This is a genomic window from Runella sp. (assembly GCF_027484545.1).
GTDB lineage: Bacteria > Bacteroidota > Bacteroidia > Cytophagales > Spirosomataceae > Runella.
This window is the reverse complement of the sequence record NZ_JAIXST010000094.1, coordinates 1-11,485: the sequence shown is the minus strand read 5'-3', so window position 1 is coordinate 11,485 and position 11,485 is coordinate 1. Positions and strand designations below refer to the sequence as shown.

The following is an 11,485-nucleotide window of genomic DNA, read 5'->3' as shown; positions in this document are numbered from 1 at the left end:
TTATCGGTTATCGGTTATCGGTTATCGGTTTAGCAACGAGCAACGCACCGATTTGCTTTATGATTTAAAATTCACTCAATCACAATTCACCAATTATAAAAGTGGGTCCAATACAAATAAAACAGATTTTATCAGAAGCCAAAGTTGGCAGCGAAGTTGTTGTCAAGGGCTGGGTACGTACCAAACGCGAGAGCAAAAATGCCATTTTCATTGCGCTCAACGACGGTTCTACCATTCATAATATTCAAGCTGTAGCTGAACCGGGGCAAATCAATGAAGAAACGCTCAAGTTGATTACAACGGGTTCGTGCCTGAAAGTGACCGGTAATTTGATTGAATCTTTGGGTTCAGGACAAGCAGTAGAAGTAAAACTCACCGAGGTTCATGTCTACGGAACTGCCGACCCGGATGTGTATCCATTGCAACCCAAAAAACACTCATTGGAGTTTTTACGGGAAATTGCGCACTTACGTCCGCGTACCAATACCTTCAGCGCTATTTTACGCATTCGTCACGCCTTGGCGTTTGCCGTCCATAAATATTACAACGACAACGGTTTTTACTATCTGCATACGCCTATTATTACGGCTTCGGATGCTGAAGGGGCAGGGGAAATGTTTCGGGTAACGACCTTGGATTTGAACAAATTGCCCCGCACCGACGAAGGTGCCATTGATTTTAAAGAAGATTTCTTTGGACGCGAAACCAACCTGACCGTTTCCGGACAATTGGAGGGTGAATTGGGTGCCATGGCGTTGTCAAAAATCTATACCTTCGGACCTACCTTCCGCGCCGAAAACTCTAACACCACACGCCACTTGGCGGAGTTTTGGATGATTGAGCCCGAAATGGCTTTCTTTGAGTTGGAAGACAACATGAACTTGGCCGAAGATTTTGTCAAGTCTGTCATCAGTTACGCGCTTGAAAACTGTAGTGAAGATTTGGCTTTCCTGCAAAAACGTTTGGAAGAAGAAGAAAAATCGAAGCCTCAAAATGAGCGTTCTATTCCATTATTGGAAAAACTTCGTTTTGTGATTGACAATTCTTTTGAGAGAGTCACTTATACGGAAGCCATTGATATTTTGTTGAAATCAAAGCCGCACAAAGAGAAAAAATTCCAGTACGAAGTGGCTTGGGGTGTCGATTTACAGTCAGAACACGAGCGTTTTTTAGTAGAAAAACACTTCAAAAAACCCGTTATCCTGACCAACTATCCACGGGCCATTAAGTCGTTTTACATGAAACAAAACGAACCCAATGCCGCTGAACCCGGTCCAACGGTACGGGCAATGGATGTGTTGTTTCCCGGTATCGGAGAAATCATCGGTGGCTCGCAACGCGAAGAGAATTACGAAAAGTTGGTCACTCGGATGCACGAAGTAGGTATTGAGCCAGAATCTATGTGGTGGTTTTTGGATACCCGCAAGTTCGGCACCGCACCACATTCTGGTTTTGGCCTTGGTTTTGAGCGGTTGGTCTTGTTTGTAACGGGCATGGGTAACATCAGAGACGTGATTCCATTCCCTCGCACACCAAAATCGGCTGAGTTTTAAGCCACTTTTGTCATTCCTGAGGAATCTGTATATTTCAAAAAGATATTGATAAACCCAAAGCGCTTTCGTCAAGAGGGTGCTTTTTTCATTATTTTTGCCAAAAAAGACCAATAATCATGCAAGACAATAAAAACGAAATCGAACAACAAATCAACGTTGAAATTTCGGAAGAAATGGCCGAAGGTGTTTATGCCAACTTGGCAATGATTGCTCATTCCAACAGCGAGTTTATTCTGGATTTCATTCGCCTGATGCCGGGCGTACCTAAAGCCAAAGTAAAATCAAGAATTATCTTAACTCCCGAACACGCCAAAAGATTATTGGCTGCGCTCAAAGACAATATCCGTAAGTTTGAAGATAGCTACGGCGATATTCGTCATTCGGACGAGCCAGAGTTTCCATTTATGAACTTCGGAGGCCCTGTAGGAGAAGCCTGATAAAATGTCAAATAAAAAATGTCGAGTTTAGAATGCAGAATTAATTAAACAATATTCGACATTCTAACTTCGACACTTAATTCGACATTCTAAACTCGACACTCTCAAAATGTCTTCACGTAAACCCATCACCGGCCCACTGCAAGGAATTAGAGTATTGGATTTAACACGGTTGCTTCCCGGGCCGTTGGGTACGATGCTTATGGCAGATATGGGTGCCGAAGTTATCAAAATTGAAGACCCCAACCATCCCGATTACGTACGGGCTTTCCCGCCTTATCTCAACGGAGAGTCGGTTAATTATCTGTCTTTTAATCGTTCAAAACTAAGTTTAACGCTTGATTATCAGTCAGAAGAGGGGAAGAATCTATTTTTTGATCTGGTCAAAACTGCTGACTTTGTTTCGTCCAGGATTTTTGGATAAAATCGGTATTGGCTACGCAGCAGCCAAAGAAATCAATCCTCAAATCATTTATGTTTCGGTCACAGGCTATGGTCAAACGGGGCCTTACGCTCATTTGGCTGGTCATGATTTAAATTACTGGCTTATTCAGGCGTATTGGGCTTGACGGGAGAAGCCAATCAAGCACCAATTATTCCAGGAGTTCAATTGGCCGACATCGCCGGCGGGTCCTACATGACCGTAATCGCGGCGTTATCTGCCTTGCACGCGCGTACTCAAACAGGTAAAGGTCAGCATGTTGATGTAGCTATGACCGAAGCTGTAATGCCTTTACTTTCGGCTGTGTATGCGTTAGAAGCGGGCGGCATGGTCAATGTAGAACGTGGGAAAATGCCTTTTTCAGGTGGTTTACCTAACTACGGTATTTACAAGTGTCAGGATGGAAAGTACATTGCGCTTGGAACATTAGAGCCCAAATTTTGGGGCAAATTTTGTACTTTAGTCAATCAACTGGAGTGGATGATGTTTATTTTGCCAAAAAATTCGGAAGAGTTGGCCGATTTCAAAGCCAAAATCGGGCTGCTTTTTGAGAGTCAACCACAAAGCTATTGGATTGAGTTCGGATTTAAGAACGACTTGCTTATTTCGCCGATTTATGACTTGAAAGACTTAGAAAATGACCCACACCTCCAAGCTCGCGAAATGATTGTCACTCAAGAACATCCGCGTGCCAGTATTTTCAAAAGTATTGGCATACCTATCAAGTTTTCTGAAACTCCCGCTCAACCAAGTTGGGTTGCGCCAACGATGGGTGAAGACACAGAAGCCATTATAAATACTCTGAAAGAATCTCAAGCGAAGGAATAAATCAGAAATACTCATACTATTCACCATTCTCTAATTTATAATTATCCCCCCCTTTATGCTGAACAGTATTTTTTTAGTAGGAATCGGAGGAGCAGCTGGAAGCGTTGCCCGCTTTCTGACGGGCTATTATGTCAATAAAATCATCGTTTCGCCTTTTCCTTACGGTACTTTTACGGCCAATATCATCGGCTGTTTTATCATTGGTTTGGTGTTTGGAATGGTTCTCCGCTTTGAATGGTTTACTCCTGAATTAAGATTGCTGCTCGCTACCGGTTTTTGCGGCGGTTACACTACTTTTTCTACCTTCGCTTACGAAAATCTACATTTACTGCAAACTCAACAATACATTACCTTTGCCCTTTACACAATTATTAGTCTCAGCGTTGGAATAATGGCCGTAGCTGCGGGATTATTCCTGATAAACAAAATTTGAAAATCGAATGATAACCTACAATCCTAAAGATTGGTGGAAATTAATTTTTGCCTTTCATCGCAGTGATACCTTCCGTTCTTTATTGCCGGGAATAATCGGCGTTGCTGTTTTTACCCTTATAGTAGCTTACCTTGAAAACGATGTTTTTCATGCTTCTTTCAAAAACACGACGGCAATCCACTCTTTAGTTGGTTTTGTACTTTCTATGTTACTGGTTTTTCGTACCAATACGGCCTACGAACGTTGGTGGGAAGGACGCAAATTATGGGGAAGTTTCGTCAATAACTCACGTAATTTGGCTCTCAAACTCCAAGCTTTCTTACCAATAGAGGATAAAGAGGCAAGAACAATGTTCAAAGCACTGATTGTCAATTTTATCTATGCGTCAAAAGAGCACCTCCGCACAGGCGTTCATGTGAAAAAACTGGAGAAAGTAGGAAGATATGATGCTGATTTTTACGGGCAGAAAAAACATGTTCCTAATCATATCATCGGCACTATTTATCAGGAAATCAATCAATTATACCTACAGAAGAAGCTAACGGGCGATCAGCTTATCGTCATCAATGAAGAATTACGCTCTTTCAGCGACAATCTCGGCGGCTGCGAACGTATCAAGCGCACTCCGATACCTTATGCCTATAGCCTTTTCTTGAAAAAGGTGATTTTTCTCTATGTTTTTACGATGCCTATTGGCTTCGTAATGGAGTTCAACTACTGGGCTGCCCCCATTGTGGCCATTATTTTTTACGTTTTTGCGAGTATTGAAGTTATCGCTGAAGAAATTGAGGATCCGTTCGGCTCTGATGCCAATGATTTACCCACCGATGTCATTTATGAGACCATCAAAGAGAATTTGAATGAGATTTTAAATTAACCTTTCAAAGGTTTTTGCCGAGTGATATTTCGCAAACTTGCAGGGTTTTGTACCTTTGTAAAACTTTCCTTGTGCTTCTGACTATGTCACAACTCTCTGTACGGCACCTTCTGGGTATCAAAAACCTCACCGAATCAGACATTTACAGTATTTTAGACACCGCTACTCAGTTTAAAGATGTCATCAATCGTCCCATAAAAAAAGTACCTTCTTTGCGCGATGTGACGATTGCTAACGTTTTTTTTGAAAATTCTACCCGTACGCGTTTGTCGTTTGAATTGGCAGAAAAAAGACTTTCTGCCGACGTCGTTAATTTTTCCGCTTCGGGCAGTTCGGTCAAAAAAGGGGAGACGTTATTGGATACCGTCAACAACATTCTGGCCATGAAGGTAGACATGATTGTAATGCGGCACAGCAGTCCCGGAGCACCTCATTATTTGGCACAACGAATTCCGGCAAACGTAGTAAACGCAGGAGACGGTACCCACGAACATCCTACCCAAGCGCTTTTGGATGCGTTCTCCATTCGGGAACAAATCGGCGATTTAGAAGGCAAGAAAATAGCCATCATCGGTGATATTCTCCACTCACGAGTGGCATTATCCAATATTTTTTGTTTGAAAAAACTGGGAGCTGAAGTTCGTGTTTGTGGCCCTACAACACTCATTCCTAAATATATAGCTTCACTGGGCGTGCAAGTAAGCCACGACGTAAAGGAAACATTACAATGGTGTGATGTAGCCAATGTATTGCGTATTCAATTGGAACGCTTACAGGTAAAATATTTTCCAAGTCTTCGCGAATATTCGCTGTACTTCGGCATCAATAAAAAAATGCTCGACGAACTCGACCACAACATTGTATTGATGCACCCTGGGCCAATAAATCGCGGTGTAGAACTTACTTCCGATGCCGCCGATTCACGTCAAAGTATTATTCTAAATCAAGTAGAAAACGGAGTAGCTGTAAGAATGGCAGTGCTTTATCTGTTGGCGCAACAATAATAGTTCACATAAAGCTGTTCCCCAATTGGGGACGATCCGCCGCTGCGGTTAGGGGGCTGTACATGAAAAAGTTAACTTTCTATCTACTTTGCTTTATTTTTTGGGGAAATTGCAGCTTGGCCCAACTTAAAACCTACTGCAATCCCATCAATCTGGATTACGGATTTACCCCGATTCCTAATTTTTCCGAAGCCGGGCGTCACCGTGCTACTGCGGACCCCTTGATTGTCAATTTTAAGGGGAAATACTTTTTATTTTCCACGAATCAATGGGGTTATTGGTGGAGCAGTGATTTATCGAAATGGAACTTTGTAAGTCGGAAGTTTTTATTGCCGCACAACAAAGTTTACGATGAGCTTTGTGCACCAGCCGCCTGGGTAATGGGAGACACACTGTACGTCATTGGGTCTACGCACACCAAAGAATTTGCAATTTGGAAAAGCACCAATCCTACAATTGACGATTGGAAAATAGCCGTACCTGCGTTTGAGGGAGCTGCGTGGGACCCGGGATTTTTATACGACGACGACAAACGTCTGTATCTTTATTACGGCTCAAGCAATACCTATCCTTTGTACGGTTGGGAAATAAACCCAAAAACGCTTCAGCCGATCGGCGAGCGCAAAGAATTGGTTCGCCTGCACGATGATCAACACGGTTGGGAACGTTTTGGCGATTATAATGACAATATTTTCCTGAAACCGTTCATTGAAGGCGCTTGGGTCGACAAACACAACGGCAAATATTACTTCCAATACGGAGCGCCCGGTACGGAATTCAACGGATATGCCGACGGTGTGTACGTTTCTGATAAACCGCTTGGTCCTTTTACCTACCAAACACACAATCCTTTTTGCTACAAACCGGGCGGTTTTATCCGCGGAGCCGGCCACGGAGGAAGTTTCAAAGATAATTTCGGCAATTGGTGGCACATCACAACGGGGGTTGTTACTGTCAAAAATAACTTTGAACGACGATTAGTCTTATTTCCAACGGGCTTTGACAAAGACGATGTGATGTATTCAAACACGACATTCGGCGATTATCCCCATACCTTACCTAATGGCAAAGCAGATCACCTTAAAAGTCGTTTTACGGGTTGGATGTTACTCAACTATAACAAACCGGTGCAGGTTTCTTCTTCACTGAGCGGCTTTGCGGCCAATTATGCCGTTGACGAAGATATTAAAACCTATTGGAGCTCTCCATCAGCCAAGGCTGGTGAATGGATTCAGAGCGACTTAGGAGCGGTTTCTACGGTCAATGCCATTCAAATCAACTATGCCGACCAAGACGTTGACTCTTTATACCTCGGGAAATTCACCGATATATACCACCAATACCGTCTTTGGCATTCGTTAGATGGCAGAAAATGGCAACTCTTGGTGGATAAAAGCAAGAACAAAACGGATGTTCCTCACGACTACATTGAATTACCCAAAGCCATCAACACTCGTTTTATCAAGTTGGAAAATATCCACATGGCTACCGGCAAATTTGCCATCAGCGGATTAAGAGTGTTTGGAAAAGGGAAAGGAAATGTACCTAATTCTGTAAAAGGGTTTATTGTGTTGCGTCAGGAGGATGATAAACGGAATGCATGGCTGAAATGGTACCCCGAGAGCGGGGCTCAAGGTTATCATATTCACTTTGGTGTTGCACCTGACAAACTGTACAGCAGCATTATGGTATACGGAAAAAACGAATATTACCTCAAAGCGTTGGATAAAAGCACTACCTATTATTTTTCAATCGAGCCTTTTAATGAAAATGGAATCGGTCAGCGGACGGCTGTGATGAAAGTGGAGTAAATAGCTGAACATCATCCATCTTTTGGTATAAATCGGCTTCGTGTTTATATTTGAAAAAAAATGACCAATGAACTTAGACATATCCTTGAAGGAACTGGCGGAGCTACAGAAAAAAATCTTATCCAAACAGCCCTCCTTTACCTTAGAGAAAGCCAAACAGCAAGTGGAAAGATTGAAAAATCAGAATTCGTCCGTAAAGAAGACGAGGTAAAACAGATATGTGCCTTTGCTTCTCAACGCCATCTTTGGTATTTTTCAATCCCTCAAGAGACCTACATTGGAGAAGGGGCTGAACAAAAAGTGTACTTAAATGAAGATGGAAAAAGTGTCATCAAAATCAATGACACCATCTTTTATTTGAGTTGGCAAGATTACTTTATCAGCCTTCTCATCCACAATTTTTTGTTTCCAAACACTGCTTATCAACTATTGGGGTTTTATCAGCAAGAAAACATTCTGTATTCTGTTGTAAAACAACCCTTTATAGAATCTACTGACCCGACAGACCTTTCTTTACTTAGGGTGTTTTTAGAAAAAAATGGGTTTAAACACAAGAAAAATAATGATTATTTCCATTCGGAATTGGGCATTATTCTTGAAGACCTTCACGATGAAAATGTATTGACTAATCAAGGAGTTTTCTTTTTCATTGACAGTGCTATTTATTTGATTGCCCATTAGAATTGCGAACCTCATCAGAGCCTTTTTATTGGACAATCGTTATCAATCCCCCCGAAATGAATAAAGCACAAGAATATTCGAGCCATTTGATTGATGAGTTGTACGAAAGTACCCCTGCTGCCACTTTTGATTTAGTAACCAAAAGGATGGATTTAGCAGTACGTATTGATAAAGTCATCAAAAAAGGGTTGGATACAAAAGCATTTTGCGGAAGCCATGCACAAAAAACCCTCGGAGATTAGTCGTTGGCTCAGTGGTACGCACAATTTCACAACTGATACGCTTTGGCAAATTGAACAGGTATTAGGTATTCAATTACTGACCACAACCGAAATTTCGCCCGCCAATTTGGATGCCCTGCAGCAATTTATCTCAAACGAAGTAGCCAAAGCTTTGCAACGGTGGTTTATGGCCGTGGGGTAAGAACATACGTTATTTCGTAGTTACTTTTTCCTAAATTTGACCAAAACACATACAAATGGCCAAATCAAAAGCCCCACGCCAAATTACTTACGACGAAGAACTCAACGGAATTCGTCATTATCTCAAATCGGACGATAACGAGGATGCAAAACGCCCGCTGCTATATCCACTCTTTCGTAAACTGTTTGGAGAAAAATTTAAAATTGAGTCGGCAGCCCAAAACGCTGATGGCTATGTAGAAGGGCAACTTATAGTTGAGGCTAAAACCGCTGCTACTGACTGGTTGTCAGGTTTTTATCAAGCCTTTCACTATGCTAAAAAAGGGTTGACATTTTCAACAATATGCGTCATTACCAAAGATTTTTTGGGCGTATGGGAAATTAATCAGTTGCCCGAAGCTGTCACGATTTTTGCTCATAACACTGAGGCCCACAAAGCTGCAAACGACGCTGGCCGCGAAAATGCTCGCCGCACTCCCAAGGTTCTCCAAAATGAAATCTTAGATACGGCCTTGTTCAAAATCACCCCGCAGGACATTCGCCGCGAGGAGTTTAGCTACATTCGGAGTTCGTACTTTTTTCTCAATGTCCTCAAAAATCTCGACTCAGAGCGCATTCAAATCAACCCTAATTCATAACTCTCTGACATTGAGTCATTTAAGGCTTTTTTTGACGAGCCTATCGAAGCCATTCACGCCTTTTATAGCATCGTGGCCTACTGGGATGTGACTTCCAAAATCATCGAAACCCCCAATAATGAGTTGGCAGTTTTGGGTTTTAAGGGCAAGAAAATCTCTGACCCCATCCATGTCGCGTCCAAACACGTTAAAGCTTTTACACATTTTGTGGAAACGCATTACGTATTTACTAATGAAGGCTCTGGCCTTACAGTAGACTACTATTTCAGCCGATTCGACGAGGTACTGGCTGCTCTCGACCCCGAATACGTGCGCCAACACGGAATTTTCTTTACCGACGACAACCTCAGTAAGTTTGCGCTGTGGTTTGTGGAACGGTACTTTTTTGGCCGACACACCGAAGAAAGTCTCAACGATTACATCGTGTTTGACCCTGCGGGCGGCTCGGGCAACTTAGTAACAAGCTGGCGCGGCCATCTCCGTCACAAAATCGTATCTGAACTTCAACCCGACTTACTCAAAGTCATTGAAAAACGAATGCGTCAAGACCCTTACCACATCGAAACGGGCTTTACGATTATTCCCAAAACCGTAACGAACCAAGGGCTGAATTTTCTGGACCGCGCGGCTGACGACTACATGAACGAAATAGAGCGCGTACTGGCCGAAAAATCGCTGCGGATGGACAAACCGCTGGCTTTCTTACTCAACCCGCCCTACAAAAGTACTGACGAAAACGAAGACAACCGTACTGACAAAGCCGCCAACTACGGCGTACACGCGAGTATTACGGCGCATACGGGTGAAGATGCCGCTAAAGAACGCTACTTGACTTTTGTAGCACAAATCCTCAATATTTGTCAACGGCAAGTACACCAAAGTCCTGATTTACAACCATTGTTGCTTATTTTTACGCCTACGTCTTGGCTTATTCCACGGCCCACCTATGCGGGCTTTCGACGCATATTCGATGCTCACTTTCAGTACGAAGACGGCTTCGTGGTGACCTCCAACGAATTTTTTAAGCTACAAGGCCGCTGGCCCGTGGCTTTTACACTTTGGCGGTATAAGCCCGACCCCGACCGCCAGAACCACGTAACCGTGCGCGACCTCACCAACCTAACAGCACGGCAGTTGTTTCGGTTTGACTGGAATGCCCCCGCCGAACTCCTTGATGGTCTCCTCGAACCCGTAATGGAAAAAGCACAAGTAGTGAATTTGGGAAGAGAACGACAAACAGTCAGAGAATTATCCAACCAACCGCGTTACAACTCCTACCGAAACCTAACTAAACAGGAAAGTGGCCAAACATTTGTCAGCGGCTTTCCAAAAGATGATAGCAGACATAAAAAATTGAAAGTACCGTATGGATTTGTGGATGGTACTTTTATAGGGTTTATGGATGACAACACTCCAGTACGATTGAAGCAAGAGGTAAATAATCGTCATTCTGAGTTTCCCAATCGGGTTTGGTTTAGCCCCCGACTTCAAAAGCATTAATAAAACGCGTATTCTGAACGGTGCACCTGATAAGTACGGTTATTGTGCTTACCATTTGGCTTCGGCGCAGGTTACGTTTGGGTGGTTTGCAATGACGAAAGTTTTCAACGGCAAATACCCCCTCTGGGCCAATCAGTTTGACCTTTGGATGCCTGATTTTAATGCTTCGCCTAACGCTGCCGAGCGGTTCTACGCACTGAGTTTTGCTTTTGGTTTAGCCGAAAACCGTTGCGTAGCCACCAAGTTTGAGGCCAACAACCCCGTGGCAGGCGCGCCTGAGGTGCTGGTTGAAAACCCACTTTGCCCTACACTGATACGGAGTTTTTGGAGCAGTACATTGCAGCCCTTTCTCGATTCCCTTCCGCACGATACCGCACCCGAGGCGCAAGTACTCGTAAAGAAAATTCGCACCCTCTACGAACTTTGGAACCGAGACTATTGCCACGGCCAATGGCTGGATGAGGTGGGTCTGAAAGAGGAAGCCTATTTTCGCTACTTTGCATACAAAGATTTTCTCACACCCCATTCCGGGCTTATACAAATTCGGAAGTATGCTGATACCCACAGAGAGGCCGCGTTATTGGCAGCTTTTGAAGATATTTTGGCTGCTACACGTGCCGTGCGCGAGGCCCTTTATACGTTGTTAGTAGAAAAGTTAGGGTATTTTCAATAAAATCTTCCTGAAGGTTTTGACCTTTTACAAACTGCAAACAGTTGTAGTAAAGACTTGGAAAGTTTAAAAACCTTGGATTCAAGTTTGAAGTGCAATTTGGTGTTTTAGAGCAAACTGGATGGGAGATAAATACCCAAGAGTTTTTCGGGGTCGGTTGTTTAGTTGATTTTCAATCCAATTTACGTC

General features: G+C 43.2%; 12 protein-coding genes and 1 pseudogene. All 13 read left to right on the top strand.

Annotation, left to right across the window (positions count from 1 at the left end; all coding sequences use genetic code 11):
- Positions 1–101: 101 nt before the first annotated feature.
- On the top strand, positions 102–1,553 hold the full coding sequence (gene asnS / locus Q0081_RS08730; protein ID WP_298351556.1) for an asparagine--tRNA ligase: 1,452 nt from the start codon (positions 102–104) through the stop codon (positions 1,551–1,553).
- Positions 1,554–1,669: 116 nt separating this feature from the next.
- Positions 1,670–1,990, top strand: a complete 321-nt coding sequence (locus Q0081_RS08725) for a DUF3467 domain-containing protein (RefSeq protein WP_298351553.1) — start codon at positions 1,670–1,672, stop codon at positions 1,988–1,990.
- A gap of 109 nt (positions 1,991–2,099) precedes the next feature.
- Positions 2,100–3,260 (top strand): annotated as a pseudogene (locus Q0081_RS08720) (CaiB/BaiF CoA transferase family protein).
- A 55-nt stretch (positions 3,261–3,315) separates the two neighbouring features.
- Positions 3,316–3,693, top strand: a complete 378-nt coding sequence (gene crcB / locus Q0081_RS08715; protein WP_298351550.1) for a fluoride efflux transporter CrcB — start codon at positions 3,316–3,318, stop codon at positions 3,691–3,693.
- Between the two features lie 7 nt (positions 3,694–3,700).
- On the top strand, positions 3,701–4,570 hold the full coding sequence (locus tag Q0081_RS08710) for a bestrophin family protein (protein ID WP_298351548.1): 870 nt from the start codon (positions 3,701–3,703) through the stop codon (positions 4,568–4,570).
- 83 nt (positions 4,571–4,653) lie between these two features.
- Complete coding sequence (locus tag Q0081_RS08705) at positions 4,654–5,574, top strand: aspartate carbamoyltransferase catalytic subunit (protein ID WP_298351545.1); 921 nt, start codon at positions 4,654–4,656, stop codon at positions 5,572–5,574.
- A gap of 62 nt (positions 5,575–5,636) precedes the next feature.
- The gene (locus Q0081_RS08700; RefSeq protein WP_298351543.1) at positions 5,637–7,385 is read left to right on the top strand and encodes a family 43 glycosylhydrolase; all 1,749 of its coding nucleotides are present in this window, start codon (positions 5,637–5,639) and stop codon (positions 7,383–7,385) included.
- A 60-nt stretch (positions 7,386–7,445) separates the two neighbouring features.
- Entirely contained in the window at positions 7,446–8,066 is a 621-nt protein-coding gene (locus Q0081_RS08695) for a hypothetical protein (protein ID WP_298351540.1), read from the top strand.
- A 56-nt stretch (positions 8,067–8,122) separates the two neighbouring features.
- The gene (locus Q0081_RS08690) at positions 8,123–8,308 is read left to right on the top strand and encodes a hypothetical protein (RefSeq protein WP_298351537.1); all 186 of its coding nucleotides are present in this window, start codon (positions 8,123–8,125) and stop codon (positions 8,306–8,308) included.
- Complete coding sequence (locus Q0081_RS08685) at positions 8,283–8,489, top strand: helix-turn-helix transcriptional regulator (RefSeq protein WP_298351534.1); 207 nt, start codon at positions 8,283–8,285, stop codon at positions 8,487–8,489. Before Q0081_RS08690 ends, Q0081_RS08685 begins: the two co-directional genes overlap by 26 nt.
- 55 nt (positions 8,490–8,544) lie before the next feature.
- On the top strand, positions 8,545–9,126 hold the full coding sequence (locus Q0081_RS08680) for a hypothetical protein (protein ID WP_298351532.1): 582 nt from the start codon (positions 8,545–8,547) through the stop codon (positions 9,124–9,126).
- A gap of 72 nt (positions 9,127–9,198) precedes the next feature.
- Positions 9,199–10,626, top strand: a complete 1,428-nt coding sequence (locus Q0081_RS08675; protein ID WP_298351529.1) for a hypothetical protein — start codon at positions 9,199–9,201, stop codon at positions 10,624–10,626.
- A 91-nt stretch (positions 10,627–10,717) separates the two neighbouring features.
- Entirely contained in the window at positions 10,718–11,299 is a 582-nt protein-coding gene (locus Q0081_RS08670; protein ID WP_298351526.1) for a hypothetical protein, read from the top strand.
- Positions 11,300–11,485 lie beyond the last annotated feature (186 nt).

Excerpts from the sequence above, each read along its gene's own strand:
- Q0081_RS08725 (WP_298351553.1), top strand. The coding sequence starts at position 1,670 with ATGCAAGACAATAAAAACGAAATCGAACAACAAATCAACGTTGAAATT.
- crcB (WP_298351550.1), top strand. The coding sequence starts at position 3,316 with ATGCTGAACAGTATTTTTTTAGTAGGAATCGGAGGAGCAGCTGGAAGC.
- Q0081_RS08695 (WP_298351540.1), top strand. The coding sequence starts at position 7,446 with ATGACCAATGAACTTAGACATATCCTTGAAGGAACTGGCGGAGCTACA.
- Q0081_RS08685 (WP_298351534.1), top strand. The coding sequence starts at position 8,283 with ATGCACAAAAAACCCTCGGAGATTAGTCGTTGGCTCAGTGGTACGCAC.
- Q0081_RS08690 (WP_298351537.1), top strand. The coding sequence starts at position 8,123 with ATGAATAAAGCACAAGAATATTCGAGCCATTTGATTGATGAGTTGTAC.
- Q0081_RS08700 (WP_298351543.1), top strand. The coding sequence starts at position 5,637 with ATGAAAAAGTTAACTTTCTATCTACTTTGCTTTATTTTTTGGGGAAAT.
- Q0081_RS08705 (WP_298351545.1), top strand. The coding sequence starts at position 4,654 with ATGTCACAACTCTCTGTACGGCACCTTCTGGGTATCAAAAACCTCACC.
- Q0081_RS08670 (WP_298351526.1), top strand. The coding sequence starts at position 10,718 with ATGACGAAAGTTTTCAACGGCAAATACCCCCTCTGGGCCAATCAGTTT.
- Q0081_RS08710 (WP_298351548.1), top strand. The coding sequence starts at position 3,701 with ATGATAACCTACAATCCTAAAGATTGGTGGAAATTAATTTTTGCCTTT.
- Q0081_RS08680 (WP_298351532.1), top strand. The coding sequence starts at position 8,545 with ATGGCCAAATCAAAAGCCCCACGCCAAATTACTTACGACGAAGAACTC.